This is a genomic window from Blautia sp. OF09-25XD, assembly GCF_003482095.1.
Classification (GTDB): Bacteria; Bacillota; Clostridia; order Lachnospirales; family Lachnospiraceae; genus Fusicatenibacter; species Fusicatenibacter saccharivorans.
On the sequence record NZ_QUMG01000010.1, the window covers coordinates 115,353 to 136,012 of the forward strand.

Genomic DNA, 20,660 nt, shown 5'->3' on the forward strand with positions numbered 1-20,660 from the left:
TTGCATAGGATAGGAAGGACTACTGTGCCTTCTGTGCAATCTCTTCATCGGAAATCAGATTGCTGTGATATTCGATTTTTCCCGACAGGACATCATCGTAAAAATTCTGTTTCCAGTCGATATAATCGATGGCTTTCTGCAGTTTTTCCATCGATGCGAGCAGCGCTTCTTTTTTTACCGCGAGAATTTCTTTACGCTCCGGAATGGAGGATGGACCTTCGAGGCAGTAGGCGAGATATTCTTTCATTTCCGCCAGCGTCATGCCGCAGCGCTTCAGGCAGCCGAGGCTCTGGATCCATTTGATGTCGCGGTCGTCGAAAACGCGGTAGTTGTGGCTGTCGCGTTTTACGTTCGGGACGAGGCCTTCTTTGCAGTAAAATTTCAGGGTTTCATACGACATGTCTGTCTGAACGCAGGCTTCTTTCATGGAATACATCATGCATACCTCCCAACAAAGTTGATAACAGAATTGAATCGGTAGTAACTACCGGGTAAGATGACCATAGTATAGAATTCGGACTTTGTCAAGCGATCAGCTCTTCAAATTTTTCCTTTTTCGGAAAGGCCCGCCGAGAGGAAATGTTTGTCGATCTTGACTTCATCAAAAAGAATATCCTTCAGCGAATTCAAAGAAGAATACCCCGATCCGAAATCGTCCATGGAAATGCGGATATTCCGATCGTGGAAGAAGCGGATCGCCTGCTTGTGATAGGCGGAAATCTTTTCCCGCACCACGCCGGATCCTGCCAGGTGATATCGATAATGCCGACAAAGATATCGGAGTGATAGCGGTTCACAAAGAGTGTCTGCGGAAAGAGTTCCAGCTTTTTCAGGATGAAATTCAGAATGTTCGTACCCGTCTCATAACCCCAGTAATCGTTGAGCAGATGAAAATTGTCGACATCCGTCATCAGAAAGGCGTACTGTTTTTCTTCGCTTCTGTTATTGAGAAGCGTAAAAATTTTTTCTTTAGAATCGAAATCCTGGCCCCGGGAACAAACCCAAGCGACTCCAGATAATGACGCTGCTTTTCCTGGCCGCAGATTTTATTGATGGCGTAAAACTGATTGAAAACGGTTAAATTTAAAGGCATGCAGGACCTCCTTTATTGCGAGAGTGCATCAAGTTAGAATTGTCTAACGGATAGTATAGCATAACATATTTGGAACAAAATGGAAAACTTTTTCTTTGAGAAATTTTTTCAAAAAAGCTTTTATGGGGACGGACGTATTTTAACGTTTTTTATTTTGGGGGAATCATGTATAATGGAAATGAAACATCAGTGACAAACTATGACATGGGAAAAGGAAGAGAAAACAATGAAACATAGAATAAAAATCCTGCTGCTTGCAGTTCTGATCGCAGCGCTCTGCAACTGTATGCTGATGATCGGGATGACCAAAACGAAAGAGAAGAATACCATTCCAAAAGATGCAAGCCTGATCTGCGAAGAAACCGTATCGCCGAACAAGGACTATATTACGGATGAAAAAGACCTGGTAAATTATACCGTGCGCGTCTATCAGGAAAAAAACAACGACATCATCGTCTATGCGGAATCCAATTCGCCGCTGTTCGATGAAGCACAATACATCGTAATATGCGACCACGCCATCACTGCCGACGATGTCCATATCAAATGGACAACCCTCATGGGCAGCACCGAAGCGAGCGAGAAAGATGAGATCGGACTGGCACACGTTTCGATCTCAAAAGACGGGGAAGTGTTCAGCGAAAAGACGATCAGCTTTGTGGCGAAAGCGGTGAATGCGGTTACGGATGTGATTGGGTAAAGAAAATAAGATAATAAAAAAGAAACGAGCAACTCCCTCGGCTCACGATGAGCTTACCGGACAAAAAACCCGTTTCTTTTTTTATGCTAAAATGACTTTCCTGTTTTGTCAAGAACCGCATAGCATTTTACATCGCCAAAATCGTGGCCACCAGTTTCTTGCACTGCACGAGCAGTGAGGACGGAATCGCATACTCATCAAGTGAATGTGCGCCTGCGCCCTGGATACCGAGGCTGCAGAGGGCGGGGATTCCGATGCGGGTGACGAAGGAGGTGTCGGAGCAGCCGCTCTGCTGGATGCCCTGCGGGATTGGTTCGCCGAGGAGTTTACAGCTTTCCTGATAGAGGGAGAGGAGGCGGTCGGCACCGTCGACCATTTCCATGGCGGGGTAGTAGCCGTTCTGTTCCATGGTGCAGCTTGTGCCAGGAACGGTAACGTGTTCGCAGAGATTTTTTAAGAAAGCGATGGCTTCTTCATACTGCGCATTTGCCGCGTATCGGATACCGATGGAAAACTCACAGGAATCCGGGATGACATTGGCTCCGGTTCCGCCTGAAATACGGCCGCAGTTGAAGGAAAGATAGCCGAACACCGAGCGGCTCTCAATCTCTGTAATCATGCGCGCCGCCTGCAGAATCGCACTCGCGCCTTTCTGCGGCTCCTTTCCTGCATGAGCCGCTTTGCCCTTTACTTTCACGCGAATGATCGCGCCGCCGTTTCTTCTCGTAGTCACTTCGCCGCTGGTGTAGCCCGATTCCAGATTAAAAGCCGCCTCACAGCCGCTGGCATACTGCTCGACAAGCTTTCCGGCCTCGCCGTGGGAAAATGCATGGGCGACTTCCTCATCACCGGTGAGCACCAGTTTGATCTGTCTGTCCTCATACCCGACCGCATTCAGTGCGCGGAGCACAAACAGCGCGATCACATCGCCGCCCTTCATGTCATAAACGCCTGGACCGTACACGCGGTCATCCTTCACAAGAAACGGTTCCGGGCCGAACTTTCCAACCGCATGAACTGTATCCATATGCCCAAGCAGAAGAATCGGCTTCTTTTCCTGCGGCCGGGTCCACGCGGCAAACGTCGGGCCAGCCTTCTCAAAGTGATGAATCTGACGCTCCATGCCGAGCGCATCACAGTACGTATCGAGATGCGCCGCAATCCGCTCATTCGCCTCGCGATCAGCCGAAGGTGTTTCAATGGAGACAAGATTTTTCAGCAGCTCCATCATACTGTGTTCGTTTTTCTCGAGATAGGCAAATGCCTGTTCCGTTCTTTTATCCATAAACATTCTCCATTTCTTATGTTTTATAAAGTGATTTTCATAATCCGTGCCGGCCGTCCCCTGCCGCCGCTGATTTTGCCGATCGTGGTCACACAGTTTTCCTGTTCCAGCCGCAGAATCAGCCGGTTGGCGCTCCGCTCCGTGATCCCCATATCTGCAGCGAGCTGTGCGGAAGTGATTACCTGATCATGTGACCGCAGAATCTCTTTCAGTTTTTCATACGTACTGCTGCTGATGTGAAGCCGGTGCAGAAGATACGCCGTGTGATCGGTCGGGTCATCGATCTTAATTTCGGTAAACTGATGCTCATCCTCCGCAATATAGTTCGCGCCGGAGCGGTCCGCGATCGAGTGGTTGAGCGCCATTGCCGCGCGGGATTTCGCCCCCATGGGAGTATCACCGTAGCCGATGCCGATCCACAGCCGGTTGTGCGGCGTCTGCTGTCCGTGAAACAGAATCTTCTGATATTCCCCGTTCTGAATAAATTCCCGCATCAGAACCGGACGGGATGACATGATATAAAAAATAGAAGCGCCCTCGGAGAACGCAGCAGCCCCCATGCGGTGGGCGGCAGAGTAGATCAGCTCGCGCATCTCATTCTGATAATGAACCTTCTCCCATTCCCGGAGCGAAAGATCCGTCTCCTGATCAAAGGAATAATCAAAATAGATCTGCACGGAAGCACTCTGCCCGCGGTTCTTCTGCGCCGTATTTTCCAGAAACTGAAGATGATAAACCTGTTCCAGAATTACATCCTCGGAAACCGAGATGCGGATGCAGGGAATGCCTTCTGCCGACAGTGCCTCATACGTTTTTTCCATGTTGGTAAAGCAGATTTTTGCCCCGTTGTGAAAATAGTTGTAACGGTGAAAATCCGTGAGGGCATCCTGAAAATCGCCCTGATTGGGAGAAGAGCCGTGTGCCACAAGGACGCGGCCATTGGAAATGCCGATCTCTTCCAGCGTTCCCTGCACAAGCTGTTCCTCATACATATCGATACTGATGACATCCGGCACGCAGGAATAACGGACAGCAGATTCTGCCAGCGCTTTTAAGATGGAAGCCTGATTGTGCGGAAGAAAGGTCCAGGGAACGTTTGGCTCCAGCCGCTTTAAAGCATAGTGATAGTTGGTCGGCCCAGTAAAAATAATGCCGGATACTTTCCCTTTCTGAAACTGGGCAGCCGCTTCCAGACCGTACCGGTAATCGTTGGAACGCCGGTAGACCACTTCAAGGTCCGGCATGCGCTTCTCCAGCGTTTTCTGAATCCTGTCGCAGATATGGTCAGAACCTGTTACGCCGATTTTCATATATAAAATTCCTTTCCGAGAATTAAAGACATAAAAATGAATTATGGCATAATTTTACACCTATTAAGGACGAAAGGCAAATGGTAAGATGTAGAAGAATTGTTTTTGAAAATTTTTTTCAAGAATGGAGAGTGGAAAAGAAATGAAAAATCAACGTATGTTAGATGAACTGACCGAATTGATGCGGATTGATGTGTCGAGCGGTCAGGAGACGGAGATTGCAGAGCATCTGGTGAAAAAACTGGAGCAGATGGGATTTGCGATTACGCGGGATGAGGCCGGGGCTACGTTTGGCGGCGTGTGCGGCAATATTCTGGCGGTTCGGGAAGGAGAGCGGGACGGTGTTGTCTGTTTCTGTTCCCATATGGACCGTGTGCCGGGCGGCATTGGAATCAAACCGGTGGAGGAGGATGGAATCCTTCGTTCTTCGGGCGACACGATTCTGGCGGCGGATGATCTGTCCGGTGTGGCAGCCATTTTAGAGGGCGTGCGTCAGGCGATTGAATCCGGGAAGGCGCTTCCGAAACTGGAGATCCTCTTTACGGTCGGCGAGGAGGCCGGTCTGTACGGTGCGAAAGCATTCGATGTAAGCCTGCTGACATCAAAAACGATGTATGTGCTCGACTCCCCGGGACGCATCGGCCGAATTGTAAATGGTGCGCCGGGCCGTGCCCTTCTGGAAGCACAGGTTTTCGGCAAGGCAGCCCATGCGGGAAATGAGCCGGAGAAAGGCATTGATGCGGCAAAAATTATGGCGGAAATGCTCGCAACGATGGAGACGGGAAGACTGGATGAAAATACAACGTCGAACTTTTCTCACCTCTGGTCCAAAACATGCGAGGCAATGAACGTTGTCTGCGACCACGCAATCCTGCGCGGAGAGATGCGGAGCCGGTCGGGAGAAAAACTCGACCGCTATGAAGCGTATTTCCAGTCGCACTGCCGTGAAATCGCAGAAAAGCGCGGTGCGCGTGTGGAATTTAAAAGAGAAAACACCTTCCTGCCGTTCTTCATCCCGGAGGATTCCGAGATGATTCAGATCGTCACGGAATCCCTGAAAGAGATGGGAATCGAACCGCAGATCAACGGCGGAGGCGGCGGTATGGACGGCAATATTTTCAATCAGAAGGGAATCACCTGTGTCGGTATCGCAACAGGATATTTCAAGAATCATTCGACCGAAGAATATCTGTATCTCGATGACTTCTATCATGCCGGAGAGCTTGTGGCGCGGATAATTGGAAGGATTGCATAAATATGCAAAATATAAAATAAAAACTGGATAAAACTTGCAAAATAAAAGAAAATTATGTATAATTTCAAATTAAAAAGAGTAAGGGAGAAAAAGAAATGGCTGAGATTTTAACAAACAACGCAATGTTCTCCAGCTTCATGATTGTTCTGATCGTGTTTGCACTCGGCGACATTGTCGGTAAAATTACAAAAGGAAAGCTGTCCGGAATGATGGTCGTCATGCTTCTGTTCCTGGTAGGCTTTCTGACGAAACTGTTCCCGGCGGACATCATCGACCAGGGAGGCCTTACGGCGTTATCGAAACTGGCAATCGCGATAGTACTGTTCAACATGGGTACGACCCTGAACGTGAAACAGCTGATCGAAGAGTGGAGAACCGTATTAATGGCGGCACTCTGTATGCTGGCGTCCTGCCTTGTGATGCTTCTGGCATCCCCGATCATCGGATTTGACACTGTGCTCGTCGGCATGCCGGTTATCAACGGTGCGGCAATGGCGACTTCGCTGATGGCAAGCGCCGCAGCAGAAAAAGGGCTGGCAACGGCAGCAGCACTCTGTGCAGTCATCTATTCCGTACAGAAATTCGTCGGTGCGCCGATCGCATCTGCGATGGGTATCCGCTATGGAAAGAAACTGCTGAAAGCGTACCGCGAGAATCCGACACAGTTCCAAAAGCAGGAGACCGGAAAGGGTGCTTCCGCAAAAGTTTTCTTTGCAGACAAACATAAAGAATGGTATTCTGCCAACGTCATGATGGCACTCGTGGCAGCCGGTTCCTGGGTTGCCCATATTCTTGGCGATCTGACCCCGATCAACTACAGCATCTGGGCTCTGCTTCTCGGCGTTGTCTGTGTTGCTTCAGGACTCGTTCCGACGAAACCGCTGCAGAAATCGAACTCCTACGGCCTCATGATGATTGCTGTCTTCGGTTCCATCATCCCGTCCCTGGCGAAAGTTTCCTTAAGCGATCTCGGCACCATGGCATTCCAGACAATCGTTCTGTTCGCCGCAGCGCTGATCGGTGTTGCACTGGTTGGCTGGGTTCTTCCGACCTGGAAACTCGTGGGCGACAAAGACCTGGCAGTCGGCATCGGTGTCGAGCAGTTCCTCGGATTCCCGAGCAACGTAGTCATCTGCCGCGAGGTCGGCGATGCAGTCGGAGAGACACCGGAGGAGAAAGCGTTTATCGAAGATACGCTGAATGTGCCGTATGTCGTGGGAGGAATTACGGTTATCACCGTTCTTTCGACGATGCTGGCTGGATTTGTCATTAACATGCTGTAAAATTCGACAAAAATACGAAAGTTAAAATGACCTTGATGCAGAGGAACGATCCCCTGCGCAAGGTCATTTTTTGATTTACAGGAAATTTCGTTGAATTTTCCTGTAAATTAAAAAGCCCTCCGGGCAGGATTCTTTCTTGTGCTTCCATGCCGGGCAGCAGGCCGGAACTGGAGAGAAAGATGGAGAGACAATTGACTTTACGGGAAAAGGAAAAAATATCCCCCCACCCGGCTTGTGAGAGCCTGAAATATCAAATATAATGAACGAACAGTACATGGATCAGGCGCGCAGATCATGGGAGTACAAAGCAAAAAAGCGGTCAGTCCGGGTAAAAACGGTCTGAAAATGGGAGGAAAAGGATGAAAAAGAAAATATTATCTTTGATGCTGATGGTGTCTCTTGCAGCATCCCTTGCGGCATGCGGTCAGGACAGCGGGAAAAACAGCAACAGTACAGATTTGTCGAAAACAGAGACGGAAGCTTCTTCCGGCCAGACAGGGGAGGCAGAGACAACCCTGGTTTACGGTTCTGCTGATTATACCAGGATTAATCCGGCGATGGATGAGCACGGTGAAATTAATCTACTGCTGTTCAACGGACTGACCGCACACGATGCGGATGACAACATTGTTCCGGGTCTGGCAGAAAAATGGGAGTACGATGCAGAAACCTGCACCTACACCTTTCATATCCGGGACGGCATCCAATGGCATGATGGAGAAAAATTTACGGCGGACGATGTGAAATTCACCATCGAAGCGATCATGGATCCGGAAAACGGATCTGAAAATGCACCAAATTATGAGGATGTAGAAGAGATTACAGTTATAGATGACAGCACCGTTTCCTTCCGCCTTTCCGAGCCGAACGTGGCTTTCCTGGAATACATGACGATGGCCATCCTGCCGAAGCACCTGCTGGAAGGTGAAAACATGCAGGAATCGGATTTCTTCCGTGCACCGGTTGGAACCGGCCCGTATAAACTGGAGAGCTGGGACGAGGGCCAGTCGATTGTTCTGGTAAAAAATGAAGATTATTACCTCGGTGCACCAAAGATTGACAAGGTCATTTTCAAAATTGTACCGGATGATAATGCACAGGCAATGCAGCTGGAATCCGGCGAACTGGATCTGGCGCTGCTTGACCCGAAAAATGCGCAGAATTTCAAAGAAAAAGACGGTTTTACCTGCTACGACATGACAACGGCAGATTACCGCGGAATCTTATTTAACTTTGCGAATGATTACTGGACGAAAAACAGGGATATCATTCCGGCCGTCTGTTATTCGATTGACCGCCAGGCCATTATCGATTCTGTGCTTCTTGGCGAGGGAATGGCGGCATACAGTCCGCTGCAGCGGAACATTTACAATAACGAAAACGTAGAACATTATGATTACAATCCGGAAAAAGCACAGGAAATTCTGGAAGCGGCCGGATGCACCAGAAACAGCGATGGTTTCTATGAGCGGGACGGCGAAGAAATCGGTTTTGTCATCAGCGTGATGTCCGGTGAGCAGGACCGCATTGATATTGCCCAGGCAGCAGCACAGCAGCTCCGGGAAACCGGAATCAACTGTACCGTAGAAATTCCGGCACAGATGGACTGGGGCGGACAGATGGCCTGCCTGATCGGCTGGGGAAGCCCGTTCGATGCGGACGATCATACATATAAAGTTTTCGGCACGGACAAAGGGGCGAATTATTCGAGCTATTCCAATGAAAAAGTAGATGAGTATCTGTCTCTTGCCCGCCAGAGTGACGATCCGGAAGTGCGGAAAGAATATTACGGAAAATTCCAGGAAGAACTGGCAGAAGATCCGGCCTATGCATTCATCTGTTATATTGATGCAAATTATGTGGCAGATTCCGGTATTCAGGGAATTTCCAAAGACACGGTGCTGGGCCACCACGGCGTTGGTATTTTCTGGAATATTCAGGACTGGACAATCGAAGAATAAAAACAAAAAAGCAGACGAAGGAGGTATGGTTACCTCCTTTTTGTCTGTACAGGAGAAAAACGGAATGAAGGAACGATTAAAAGTGGAACATCTTTCCGTCAGCTTTTTTACGGATGAGGGGGAAGTACAGGCGGTCCGCGATGTCAGCTTTTCCCTGAGTGCAGGTGAGGTGCTCGCTGTTGTAGGCGAGTCAGGCTGCGGAAAAAGTGTGCTCTGCAAAAGCATTATGAAGCTGCTGCCGGAGAATGCAAAGATCAAAAACGGAAAAATTCTGGTCAATGGAGAAGAAATTGCAGGATACGGGGAGCGAAGAATGCGGGAACTGCGGGGAAAACTGTTCTCGATGGTTTTCCAGAATCCGATGACTTCCTTAAATCCGACGATGACAGTCGGAGCGCAGATTGCAGAGGCAGTGCGGGCGCATCAGAAAGACATGGGAAAAGAAGAAGTGGAACAGAGAGTGACAGAACTGATGCAGCTGGTGGGAATCGAGCAGGCAGAAGAGCGGAAAAAGGCATATCCGTATCACTTTTCCGGCGGAATGCGGCAGCGGATCGTACTGGCGATTGCGCTGGCGGGCAATCCGGAAATTCTGTTTGCTGATGAGCCGACGACAGCGCTGGATGTGACGATTCAGGCACAGATTCTGGACCTGCTTCGGGAAATTCAGAAAAAACTGGGAACGGCGACGGTCTTTGTCACACATGACCTTGGCGTTGTAGCGCGGATCGCAGACCGGGTAGCGGTCATGTATGCAGGAAAAATCGTAGAGATCGGGACCGTGGATGAGATTTTTTATGATCCCCGTCATCCGTATACGTGGGGACTGCTGCGTTCCATACCGGCGTTTTCGAGGGGAAAAGAAAGCCTGCCGTCTATCCCGGGAATGCCGCCGTCTCTTCTCCATCCGCCGAAAGGCGATGCCTTTGCCAGCCGCAATGCTTATGCGCTGGAAATTGATTTTGAGGAGGAGCCGCCGATGTTCCGGGTCACAGACAGCCATTATGCGGCAACATGGCTGCTGGATGAGAGAGCACCGAAGGTTGTGCCGCCGATAGGAGGAAACACAGATGGAACATGAGATTTTGCTGGATGTGCGTCATCTGACCCATATTTTTCCACTGTCTCGGAAAACAGCAGTCAAGGCAGTCGATGATGTATCGTTTCAGATTCGAAGAGGAGAAATTTTTGGACTGGTAGGAGAATCCGGTTCCGGAAAATCTACCGCTGCACGCTGTGTGATGAATATTTATCAGCCATATGCCGGCCAGATTTATTATAAAGGGATTGATACCTGCGACAGAGGCCAGTTCCGGAAAAATAAAAAAATGCTGCAGACGACACGCCAGATGATTTTTCAGGATTCCGGTTCCAGTCTGAATCAGAGGATGAAGGTCCGCGACATTATTGAGGAGCCGATGCGCGTGCAGAAAATCCGGCCGCTGCGGGGAAGCTATGAGGAGGAAGCCAGATTCCAGATGAAATACGTGGGGCTGGATCCGGAATATCTGAAAAAATATCCGGGAGAATTATCCGGCGGACAGCGGCAGCGCGTTGCGATTGCACGGGCTCTGACGATGGAGCCGGAGCTTCTGGTAGCAGATGAGCCGATTGCATCGCTGGACGCGTCGATCCAGGCGCAGATTGTGAATCTGTTCCGCCATTTGCAGAAGGAGCATGGCTTTTCGATCCTGTTCATTGCACACGATCTGGATATGGTCGAATTTTTGTGTGACAGAGTAGGTGTGATGTATCATGGAAAGCTGGTGGAAACCGGTCCGGCAGGAGCCGTGTTTCAAAATCCGCTGCATCCGTATACAAAAGCGCTGATCGCGGCCATTCCGATTCCGGATCCGCGAAGGGAACGGGCGAGAGCCGTTCCGGATTTTGCCAATATGGAATTCTCCCGGAAAGGAACCCTACAGGAAGTGGAAAAAGACCATTTTGTGCTGATGGAGGGAGGCGATGCGACATGAAAAGCCGGAACAGAGTACTTTATTATGGGAAAAAGGCAGCGGCATTTCTGGCAAGTGTTCTGCTGCTGTCTGTGCTCGTATTTTATATTTCAAGGCTTGCGCCGGGAGATCCGCTGGTATCATATTACGGAGACCGCGTGGAAAAAATGACGCCCGAAGAAAGAGCGTGGGCCGAAGAAAAATTGGGATTGAATGATCCCATTTCCGTACAGTATATTCGCTGGGCAGGCAATGCGCTGCATGGGGATTTCGGAATTTCGTACAAATATAAAATGGATGTAACGCGCGTGATCGAGGGAAGAATTGGAAATACGCTGGTGCTTGGCGGCATTGGGTTTCTGCTGATTTTCACCCTCGCGCTGCTTCTTGGAATTCTCTGTGCATGGAAGGAAGACACATGGCTGGACCGCATCATCTGTAAGGTGGGAACCATCACGGGATGTATTCCGGAATTCTGGCTGTCGCTGCTTCTGATTCTTGTTTTTTCCATGCAGCTCAAATGGCTGCCGAGTTCCGGTGCCTACTCTGTTGGAAAACAGGCAGATTTTTCTGACCGTGTCTGTCATCTGATCCTGCCGATGACGGTCGTAGTGCTGAGTCATTTGTGGTATTACGCATACATGATCCGCAATAAAATTCTGGATGAAGTGCGGGAAGAGTATGTGCTTCTGGCAAGAGCCAAGGGGCTGAAACGAAAGACGGTTCTGTTCCGGCATTGCCTGCGGAATACGATTCCGTCGTATCTTGGCATCATGGCCATTTCTGTTCCGCATGTGCTGGGGGGAACCTATATTGTAGAAACGGTTTTCTCGTATCCCGGTATCGGAACGCTGGCGTATGAGAGCGCACGGTACAAAGATTACAATCTTCTGATGCTGCTTTGCCTGATGTCCGGAATCGTTGTGATTCTGTGCAATATGGCGGCACAGATCATCAACGAGAGAATTGATCCGCGGATGCGGGAGAAAGAAGCGGCAGAAACATCGGAGGTAATGATGCTGTGACAGAAAAAACACAATTATTTCAATTTGCAGGAGAGAGGCCTGCAGAAAAAACAGAAGCAGAAAAAAAGAAAAAATGGTATCAGGACGGCCGGTGGCAGCAGAGCTTTTTCTGGGTCTTCTTGTGCTGGGCTGCCTTTTCTGTCGGCAGATCATGACGAAGGATCCCTCATATATGGATCTGAAAAACTGTTCCGTCATGCCGTGCCGGGAATTTCTGTTTGGAACCGATACGATGGGAAGAGATATTTTCTCGATGATCTGGTACGGCGGCAGAATATCGTTGGCGATCGGTCTGCTTTCTACGCTGATTTCCACTGTGATTGCCGTTCTCTTCGGCGCAGTCAGCGGATGTGCACCGGCGTGGCTGGACGCACTTCTGATGCGGCTGACCGAGATCTTTTTGTCGGTGCCGAATCTTCTTCTTGTCATTTTTCTTCTGGCCGCTGCGGGAAAATCCAATGTGATTACGATTTCTGCCGTGATCGGAATGACAAGCTGGACAAGCATTACAAAGGTTGTGCGGACCGAAGTACGGCAGATCCGGAACAGTGAATACGTGATTGCGTCGCGCTGTATGGGAGGCAGCTTTTTCTATATTTTATGGCACCATCTGGCACCGAACTTTTTTTCGTCTATTATGTTTATGGTGGTTATGAACATCCGAAGTGCGATTGTAGCAGAATCCACACTGAGTTTTATGGGAATCGGTCTTCCACTGGAGGTGATTTCCTGGGGCAGCATGCTGTCACTCTCGGAAAAAGCGCTGATGACAAAGGCATGGTGGATCATTCTGATCCCGGGTGTTTTTCTGATTGTGACGCTGCTTAGTTTTACAAGCATTGGAAATTATCTGCGGAAGCAGGCAAACAGAAAACAGAGAAATCTGTGAGCTGTTCAGAGAGGCTGCGGTCAGTGGGGAATCCCTGCAGACTGCAGCTTTTTTGTCTTGCAATCAAATACAGGGATTGCTATAGTGAAAAGCAGAAAGAGTATTTTTAATACCTAAAAAACAGCGGGAGGAGAAGGAAATGCTGAAGAGTCAGGAAATGCGGAAACTTGCACCGGAGATGGATCCGCTCCGGATTGGAACAGGATGGAAAAAAGAGGATCTTGAAAAACCGCAGATTATGGTGGAGAGTACGTACGGGGACAGCCACCCGGGAAGCGGCCACTTAAATCTGCTGGTCGAGGAAGTGCGGAAAGGCGTTGCGGAAGCGGGGGGCTTCGGGGCGCGGTATTTCTGCACCGACATCTGTGACGGCGAGAGCCAGGGAACGGACGGCATCAACTACAGTCTTGCGAGCCGCGAGATGATCGCCAATATGATCGAGATCCACGCGAATGCGACACCGTTTGACGGCGGCGTCTATCTGTCGAGCTGCGACAAGGGTATGCCGGGCAATCTGATCGGCCTTGCGCGTGTCGATATTCCGGCGGTTGTTGTGCCGGGCGGAACGATGAATGCGGGACCGGAGATGCTGACACTGGAGCAGCTTGGCATGTACAGCGCAAAATTTGAGCGCGGTGAGATCGACGAGGAGAAGCTCGACTGGGCGAAATGCAATGCCTGCCCGAGCTGCGGTGCCTGTTCGTTTATCGGAACGGCATCCACGATGCAGATCATGGCGGAGGCACTCGGCCTCGCCCTGCCTGGAAGCGCTCTGATGCCGGCGACAAGCCCGGATCTTCTGGCATATGCACAGGAGGCAGGCAGCCAGGCGGTAAAACTGGCACAGATGGAGCATATGCGGCCAAGCGATCTTGTGACGAAAGAGAGTTTTGAGAATGCGATTCTTGTCCACGCGGCAATTTCGGGAAGCACAAACTGCCTGCTGCACATCCCGGCCATTGCGCATGAGTTCGGCATCGAGATTACCGGCGACACATTCGATCGTCTGCACCGCAACGCGCGGTATCTGCTCGATGTCCGCCCGGCGGGAAGATGGCCGGCAGAGTGCTTCTATTATGCGGGCGGCGTTCCGGCGATTATGGAAGAAATCAAAGATCATCTGCATCTCGATGTGATGACAGTGACCGGAAAGACACTGGGTGAAAATCTGGCGGAGCTTCGTGAAAATGGATTTTATGAGAAGTGCAGCGGATGGCTCGCAAAATTTAATGAGCGGTATGGAACTTCGATTACAAAAGAAGATATTATCCGCCCGTATGACAAGGCGATCGGAACGGACGGCAGCATCGCTGTTCTGCGCGGAAACCTTGCGCCGGAGGGAGCCGTCATCAAGCACACGGCCTGCCCGAAAGAAATGTTCCACGCCGTCCTCCGTGCCCGACCGTTCGACAGCGAGGAGGAGTGCCTCGATGCCGTGCTGAAACATAAGGTTCAGAAAGGCGACGCCGTCTTCATCCGCTACGAAGGCCCGAAAGGCAGCGGTATGCCGGAGATGTTCTATACTTCCGAGGCAATCAGCAGCGACAAAGAGCTTGGAAAGAGCATCGCGCTTATCACCGACGGCCGTTTCTCCGGCGCCTCCACCGGCCCGGTCATCGGCCACTGCAGTCCCGAAGCTGTAGACGGCGGCCCGATCGCACTCGTCGAGGAAGGGGATTTGATTGAGATTGATGTGAAGGAACGAAAACTTAACATCATCGGAATCGCAGGAGAACGCAAGTCCATGGAAGAAATTGATGCGATCTTAAAAGAACGCCGCCGGAACTGGAAACCGCGCGAGCCGAAATACAAAAAAGGCGTACTCCGTCTTTTCAGCCTCCACGCAGCAAGCCCGATGAAAGGGGCGTATCTGGAATACTAAAAATACTTGCGTTTTTCTGGGATGGTCTTTAGAAGTTAAGGCAGAGCAAAAAATGGAGGAAGGAGCAACAGAAAAACAAGTGAAAGAAAATACCTAAAAAACAAACTGTTCCTGTATAATGTTGCATCTCTTCAGAAAATGGTCGGAAGTCCAGATTCTGTCCAGAAGAATGTGGTGCTGGAGAACAATTCGCTGTCGGCGGAGCAGATTACCGGTGTGGAAAACCGAAAGAGCAAGGCAGGCGAAGCCGTTCTTCCGGTACTGCGCAGTGTTTCGCTGTTTCTTCTCGGGCTGCTTGGCGTGCTTCTGATTCTGCTGACGCTGCTTGTGATTGCGGCGGAGGCGGCGCGGATCATCTGCCTTGGACCGGCGGCAAAGAAACAGCAGAAGGAGCGGCCGGGCAGGCGGATCCGGAGAACGGAAGCAAGAATTTACCAGTATCTTTGTCTGTGGGGCATAGATGCCGGTCTTGGCTGGGAAACAGCAGCAACCGATGCAGAACTCGCCCGCAGATTTCCGGCGGTCGAACCAGGCGAATATACGCGTGTCTGCCATCTGATCGAGAAACATATCTACGGCGAGAGTCTGCTGTCTCCTTATGAGGAACGTACGCTGAACCATTTTCTGGAAAAGCTGATGGAGCCGGTACCGGGCTGCAGCTGGAAAATGCGGCTGAAGCTGCGCTATGCGTGTCTGCGCCGTGTGAATACGAAGAAAAAGAAGAGAAAGCACAGCGCTTTCCAGCAAAAATAAGGGTTAGGAAAACAAATGAAAAGAGGGATTTTACGATGAAATATGTAACATTTAATATTCGCTGTGATTTTGGCCAGGATGGAGCCAATAATTTTATCTACCGCAGACCGCTGATTCTGGAAAAAATCAGACAGGAAAAGCCGGATATCATCGGTTTTCAGGAGGTACTGCCGCATGTGGCTGCCTGGCTGAAGGAAAATCTGACGGAATATTACATTGCCGGATGTGGAAGAGAAAAGGATCTGACCGGTGAGGCAATGATCATTGCCTATCGGAAAGAACGTTTTCAGAGTGTGAGCCTGGAAACCTTCTGGCTGTCACCGACACCGTACGTGCCGGGATCCCGCTATCCGGTACAGAGTATGTGCCCGCGTACTGCGACGGATGTGGTATTTGAGGATATGGAGACCGGAAAAGTGTTCCGCGTCATCAACACCCATCTGGATCACGAGTGCGCCGGGGCGAGAAAGCTTGGCCTGGAGCAGATTCTCGCACATCTGAGAGCAGAGAAAGCATTTGCCGATGTGCCGGTGATTCTTAGCGGCGACTTCAATGCCGAGCCGGACAGCGAAGAGATGAAACCGCTGAGGGAAACTGCAGGTCTTGTGAATGCGACGGAAGGAATCGGCATTACCTTCCACAACTATCATCGCGATGATCCGAACGATCCGCAGTGCTCGATTGACTACATCATTCTCAAAGGGGACTGGGAACTGAAAAAGGTGGAGAAATGGACGGAGCAGAAGGACGGTGTGTGCCTTTCCGATCATTATCCGATCTGTGCGGAACTTATTTAAAATATGGATGCAAGAGCGGCCGCCGGGAGAAAAAATCTTCTGGCGGCGTTTTTTTATAACGGTTATAGGAAAAACTTATAACAAGTCAAAGAAAAAAGGGAATATACAAACGCCGCATTTTCTGTTATGATAGGTTACGTTGCAAAACCTATCAGATTAGTATAGAAAGAAAAATCACGAAATAACAGGAGATTATTCATATGGCAAGAGGAATTGACACAAAATGTATCCATTTAGAAGAGGACGAGGGACAGTGTAGCCACTACGGCGCACTCAGCTACCCGATTTATCAGACCGCAACGTATGCGCATCCGGGCGTAGGACAGAGCACCGGATTTGATTACAGCAGACTGCAGAACCCGACCAGAGAGCATCTGGAGAAGATGGTGGCTGCACTGGAAAACGGAATTGATGCGTTTGCATTAAGCTCCGGCATGGCAGCGATCTCACTTCTGATGGAGCTGTTCCGCCCGGGAGACCACATCATTGCGGATTCCGATTTGTACGGCGGAAGCATTCGTCTGTTCCACCATGTGAACGAGAAAAACGGCGTCGAATTTTCCGGCATCGACTGCTGTCGTGATGACGTGGAAAGCTATGTGAAAGAAAATACAAAAGCCATCTACATCGAGACCCCGACGAACCCGATGATGAACGTAACCGATATCAGAAAGATGGCAGATATCGCAAAACGCCACAACCTGATTCTGATTGTGGACAACACCTTTATGTCCCCGTATTTTCAGAATCCGCTCGATCTCGGTGCGGACGTTGTGATTCACAGCGGCACGAAATACCTGAGTGGTCACAACGATACACTGGCAGGCTTTATCGTGACGAACCGCGAAGATATTCAGGAAAAACTGCGTTTCCTGATCAAGACAACAGGTGCAGGCCTTGCTCCGTTTGACTGCTGGCTGGTACTGCGCGGCATGAAGACGCTTGGCATCCGCATGGAACGCTCCCAGGAGAATGCAAAACAGATTGCCGCATGGCTGCAGCAACAGAAAGCAGTCACAAGAGTGATTTATCCGGGACTGCCGGATCACCCGGGCTATGAGATTATGAAAAAACAGGCAAGAGGCTTCGGTGCCATGCTGACAATCCAGCTCGAGAGCAAAGAGTTTGCCCTTGCCATTCTGGAAAAGGTAAGAATGATCCGTTTCGCAGAGAGCCTCGGCGGCGTGGAGACACTCGTTACGTATCCGACGACGCAGACACATGCCGATGTGCCGAAGGAAATCCGTGAGCGGAACGGAATTACGGAGAGCACCCTTCGTTTTTCCGTCGGAATTGAAAATATCGAGGACCTAATCGGCGAGCTTACGAAGGTCTTTGCAGAAATCGAGGAAGAGAAAAATGGCGGAAAGAAATCTTGATTTTGACAGAATCATCAACCGAAAAAATACAGACTGTTTAAAATATGACTTTGCAGTAAAACGCGGCATGCCATCCGATGTGCTGCCGCTGTGGGTGGCGGACATGGACTTTGAGACATCCTCCTACATCGAGGATGCGCTGGTAGAGCGTGCGAAAATGGGCATTTACGGCTACAGCGATGCGCAGACTCCGTATTTTGAGGCCGTTGCGGGATGGATGAAACGTCATCACAACTGGCAGCCGAAAGAAAAATGGCTGATCAAAACGCCAGGCGTTGTATTTGCACTTGCGATGGCAGTCAAGGCTTACACCGCGCCCGGGGATGCCGTGCTGATCCAGTCACCGGTTTACTATCCATTTTCGGAAGTCATTGCGGATAACGGCAGAAGAGTTGTCAGCAGCACGCTGGTGCTCGGCGATGATAACCGCTATCACATGGATGTGGCGGATTTCGAGGAGAAGCTGAAAGCTGAAAACGTAAAGCTCTTTTTCCTCTGCAATCCGCACAATCCGGTCGGAAGAGTCTGGACGAAAGATGAGCTGACGGCGATCGGCGATCTCTGCGTGCAGTACGGCGTGACCGTTGTAAGTGATGAGATCCATGGAGATTTCATTTTTAAGGGCGAGCATCAGGTGTTTGCTGCGATCAAAAAAGAGTACGAGGACATCACGATCACCTGCACCGCGCCGAGTAAGACATTCAATCTGGCAAGTATGATGATGTCAAACATCTTTATCGCCAACCCGGAACTCCGTGCGAAATTCCGGAAACAGCTCGATGCAGCCGGAACGAGCCAGCTTGGTGTGATGGGTCTGGTGGCATGCGAGACGGCATATAATAAGGGCGAGGAGTGGTATGAGGCAATGCTTTCCTATGTGAAGGCAAATGCAGAATTTACAAGGCAGTATGTGGAGGAGCAGATTCCGGGCGTGAAGATGATCGACCTGGAGGGAACATATCTCGTATGGCTCGATTTCCGCGAGACGGGGCTTTCTGTCGACGAACTGGAAGACCTGATCATCAACAAGGCGAAGCTGTGGCTCGACAGCGGCAAGATCTTCGGAGACTGCGGTCGCGGCTTCCAGCGGATCAACATCGCCTGCCCGCGCGCAACCCTGACCGAGGCACTGGAGCGGATTCGGGATGCGATGAAAAGCAGATAAAGCCACACCGATGAGATGCGTAGCATTTTGGAAGTTGGCTCTGAACAGTGACGAAAACATGTTGAAAAGGCGTAGCTACGGAACATCTTTTTGGGAGATATGATTTTTTTTGTGTCTCCGGTAGAGAAAGAAGAAAGCTGCGCCTCCGCATATCAAAACGAGTACTTTCACCGGAATCTGATATACCGGATACACAGAGGTATAAATGCAATGATATTCTGGCGAAGAAACTTCGCTTTCCTCAGCAGGGCTCGGGCTCCAGGAAAAAGATGCCAGAATTCGAAAATATTTTTTATCAGAAGAAAACTGGCTATAAGGAAGATAAAAATCTGGGTTTCCAGGCGTTGTGATTTTCCGTTCCAGCGTCCAGGGTTCTTCCGTGCTGTTCCGAGTCCACAATTCTGCTTTTTCTAATTCAAAAAGATACATCAGTGGATCTGTCTCCAGACGGATAAAGTCTTCTTTCGCAGTTCTTACCTGGGTTATATTTTGAAAATCGAAAACTGTCTGATATAACAAAGAACGATCTGATTTTTCCTGATAGGTGAGTACATTTGCGGCATACAGATCTTGGAAACTTTTTGTCTTTTCAGATCGTTTAAAAAAATAGAAATCGATAGGTTTGGAAGAAGTTTTTCGATACTCGTTTTCTAAACTGGATTCTATTGGCGAAGCATTTTCTGGTACGTTTTCTTTTAAAAAAGAGCACAATACCGTATCGTCATTTTCGAATGCAGTGTCTGCTTTGACTGGAACAGAAAAACAGAATAACAGGGTGAAAAATAAAAATTTGATTTTTTTCATAATGAGTTACCTCTTATTTATGGCTTTATTCAGTTGATGCCGGATTTAAAAGTTTTTTTGAATGGTTGTTCTGTACTTTTTGTTCCTGCAATTCCTAAAACATTCATAATCTGCCCGTTTTTCTACGAGTAATGGCGACTTGCTCATGATTTTACTTAAATTACTTGAAAATACCTTAAACACAATTTGCCTATCAGAGAAATTTGTGCTTCTGGATAGGCAAATTGTTACTTTGAAAGAGTAATTAGAAATTAAATGTACTTGTATGTGGTGAATGAAAGTTTAATAACTTAGGTTCATTGTTTTATATGCAGTATAGGCTGTTCCTGATGGAGAGTAGCTAATTCCACCACCGTTGTAGGAAAAAGAGATACTGTAGCCGGTTTTCTGGGGATTATATAAGTATCCCATTACAATTCTTTTATCACTGCTATTACCTGCAGTAGCGTGACAGTATGTAACACCTTTAAGCTTCATGGCATAGTCGGGTGTTCCTAGTTGACTCCCTGAAAATTCAGCACCAGATAATTGCTGATTATTTGCAGTAAGAGTTCCTCCGACTTTCCAATCGTTCATAGTATTATCTTTGTACCATAATTTTCCACCATATTCATACGGTCTCATAGCAGCGCCTAATTGAAAAGAAAAACTGTCTTTTCCGCGAGGTTGTTTATTAGAAGTAAACTCGTATGTTGGATAGATATAAATGGTTGATGCATTTTTAAAAGCTGATGCAGTAAAGGAAATACCGGTTAAAGTTTCGCTACTGAGTATCGATATTTGATTTTCGATATTTGAATTAATATATTCAAAATGTTTACCTCCACTTTTTAAGTCATCCACAATGAACTGCATGACGTCATCATCCAGCTTTTCTATTTCCTTTTGTGGCATTCCGGTTTTTAATAGATATGCTTTGTTAGATAGAACAACATTATTATCTGCCTTTACATTGCAAATTACCATATTTAAGGACAGAATACAACAAATAAAAAATGCAAGACATGTTTTTAATTTTTTCATGATGAGTGGTCTCCTTTCATAAGTATTGTTGGATGGTTTTAGTTTTTTATTTATCCTTAGATTAGTGCACTATCTGAAAAGTAAATTCGTTCGTTAATATG

General features: G+C 48.9%; 21 protein-coding genes. 13 read left to right on the forward strand and 8 right to left on the reverse strand.

Annotation, left to right across the window (positions count from 1 at the left end):
* Positions 1-19: 19 nt before the first annotated feature.
* The 4 genes from DXA93_RS10060 to DXA93_RS10075 all read right to left on the reverse strand — a co-directional run bounded on the left by DXA93_RS10060 (position 20) and on the right by DXA93_RS10075 (position 1,093).
* On the reverse strand, positions 20-439 hold the full coding sequence (locus DXA93_RS10060) for a MerR family transcriptional regulator (RefSeq protein ID WP_330427318.1): 420 nt from the start codon (positions 437-439) through the stop codon (positions 20-22).
* Positions 440-540: 101 nt separating this feature from the next.
* Entirely contained in the window at positions 541-660 is a 120-nt protein-coding gene (locus DXA93_RS20595) for an EAL domain-containing protein (RefSeq protein ID WP_119208208.1), read from the reverse strand.
* Positions 627-911 (reverse strand): hypothetical protein, encoded by a 285-nt coding sequence (locus tag DXA93_RS10070; RefSeq protein WP_119208210.1) that lies wholly within the window; start codon positions 909-911, stop codon positions 627-629. The genes DXA93_RS20595 and DXA93_RS10070 overlap by 34 nt, the downstream gene beginning before the upstream one ends.
* A complete protein-coding gene (locus tag DXA93_RS10075) occupies positions 911-1,093 on the reverse strand; it encodes a FeoA family protein (RefSeq protein WP_117801888.1) in 183 nt (60 codons plus the stop codon). Before DXA93_RS10075 ends, DXA93_RS10070 begins: the two co-directional genes overlap by 1 nt.
* A 226-nt stretch (positions 1,094-1,319) precedes the next feature.
* Between DXA93_RS10075 and DXA93_RS10080 the strand changes: the two genes are divergently transcribed.
* On the forward strand, positions 1,320-1,793 hold the full coding sequence (locus DXA93_RS10080; protein WP_119208212.1) for a hypothetical protein: 474 nt from the start codon (positions 1,320-1,322) through the stop codon (positions 1,791-1,793).
* Between the two features lie 127 nt (positions 1,794-1,920).
* Here DXA93_RS10080 and DXA93_RS10085 read toward each other — a convergent pair whose 3' ends face one another.
* Entirely contained in the window at positions 1,921-3,078 is a 1,158-nt protein-coding gene (locus tag DXA93_RS10085) for a M20/M25/M40 family metallo-hydrolase (RefSeq protein ID WP_055227862.1), read from the reverse strand.
* Positions 3,079-3,101: 23 nt separating this feature from the next.
* Positions 3,102-4,388, reverse strand: a complete 1,287-nt coding sequence (locus DXA93_RS10090) for a hypothetical protein (protein WP_119208215.1) — start codon at positions 4,386-4,388, stop codon at positions 3,102-3,104.
* A 142-nt stretch (positions 4,389-4,530) separates the two neighbouring features.
* On the opposite strand from DXA93_RS10090, the gene DXA93_RS10095 reads away from it, so the two are divergent.
* From DXA93_RS10095 to DXA93_RS10150, 12 genes are all read left to right on the forward strand, one after another.
* Positions 4,531-5,643 (forward strand): M20/M25/M40 family metallo-hydrolase, encoded by a 1,113-nt coding sequence (locus tag DXA93_RS10095; RefSeq protein WP_119208219.1) that lies wholly within the window; start codon positions 4,531-4,533, stop codon positions 5,641-5,643.
* A gap of 95 nt (positions 5,644-5,738) precedes the next feature.
* The gene (locus DXA93_RS10100; RefSeq protein WP_118699754.1) at positions 5,739-6,926 is read left to right on the forward strand and encodes a hypothetical protein; all 1,188 of its coding nucleotides are present in this window, start codon (positions 5,739-5,741) and stop codon (positions 6,924-6,926) included.
* A 359-nt stretch (positions 6,927-7,285) separates the two neighbouring features.
* A complete protein-coding gene (locus DXA93_RS10105) occupies positions 7,286-8,887 on the forward strand; it encodes an ABC transporter substrate-binding protein (RefSeq protein WP_173815266.1) in 1,602 nt (533 codons plus the stop codon).
* Positions 8,888-8,951: 64 nt separating this feature from the next.
* Positions 8,952-9,968 carry an ABC transporter ATP-binding protein gene (locus tag DXA93_RS10110; RefSeq protein WP_119208224.1) on the forward strand — a complete coding sequence of 339 codons (1,017 nt, stop codon included), beginning with the start codon at positions 8,952-8,954 and terminating at the stop codon, positions 9,966-9,968.
* Positions 9,958-10,863, forward strand: coding sequence for an ATP-binding cassette domain-containing protein (locus DXA93_RS10115; protein ID WP_118719852.1), 906 nt, complete (start codon positions 9,958-9,960; stop codon positions 10,861-10,863). Before DXA93_RS10110 ends, DXA93_RS10115 begins: the two co-directional genes overlap by 11 nt.
* Complete coding sequence (locus DXA93_RS10120; RefSeq protein ID WP_118719850.1) at positions 10,860-11,867, forward strand: ABC transporter permease; 1,008 nt, start codon at positions 10,860-10,862, stop codon at positions 11,865-11,867. Before DXA93_RS10115 ends, DXA93_RS10120 begins: the two co-directional genes overlap by 4 nt.
* A gap of 73 nt (positions 11,868-11,940) precedes the next feature.
* A complete protein-coding gene (locus DXA93_RS10125; protein ID WP_243109201.1) occupies positions 11,941-12,756 on the forward strand; it encodes an ABC transporter permease in 816 nt (271 codons plus the stop codon).
* Between the two features lie 139 nt (positions 12,757-12,895).
* On the forward strand, positions 12,896-14,638 hold the full coding sequence (ilvD, locus tag DXA93_RS10130; protein ID WP_055227858.1) for a dihydroxy-acid dehydratase: 1,743 nt from the start codon (positions 12,896-12,898) through the stop codon (positions 14,636-14,638).
* Between the two features lie 174 nt (positions 14,639-14,812).
* The gene (locus tag DXA93_RS10135) at positions 14,813-15,391 is read left to right on the forward strand and encodes a hypothetical protein (protein ID WP_147345122.1); all 579 of its coding nucleotides are present in this window, start codon (positions 14,813-14,815) and stop codon (positions 15,389-15,391) included.
* Between the two features lie 35 nt (positions 15,392-15,426).
* Complete coding sequence (locus tag DXA93_RS10140; protein ID WP_117762218.1) at positions 15,427-16,188, forward strand: endonuclease/exonuclease/phosphatase family protein; 762 nt, start codon at positions 15,427-15,429, stop codon at positions 16,186-16,188.
* Between the two features lie 200 nt (positions 16,189-16,388).
* Entirely contained in the window at positions 16,389-17,567 is a 1,179-nt protein-coding gene (locus DXA93_RS10145; protein ID WP_118601269.1) for a trans-sulfuration enzyme family protein, read from the forward strand.
* Positions 17,548-18,732 carry a MalY/PatB family protein gene (locus DXA93_RS10150; RefSeq protein ID WP_118601268.1) on the forward strand — a complete coding sequence of 395 codons (1,185 nt, stop codon included), beginning with the start codon at positions 17,548-17,550 and terminating at the stop codon, positions 18,730-18,732. The genes DXA93_RS10145 and DXA93_RS10150 overlap by 20 nt, the downstream gene beginning before the upstream one ends.
* A 75-nt stretch (positions 18,733-18,807) precedes the next feature.
* Here the strand turns inward: DXA93_RS10150 and DXA93_RS10155 are convergent, their stop codons facing one another.
* Complete coding sequence (locus DXA93_RS10155; protein WP_022462534.1) at positions 18,808-19,536, reverse strand: hypothetical protein; 729 nt, start codon at positions 19,534-19,536, stop codon at positions 18,808-18,810.
* Positions 19,537-19,818: 282 nt separating this feature from the next.
* Entirely contained in the window at positions 19,819-20,559 is a 741-nt protein-coding gene (locus tag DXA93_RS10160) for a hypothetical protein (protein ID WP_022462533.1), read from the reverse strand.
* Positions 20,560-20,660 lie beyond the last annotated feature (101 nt).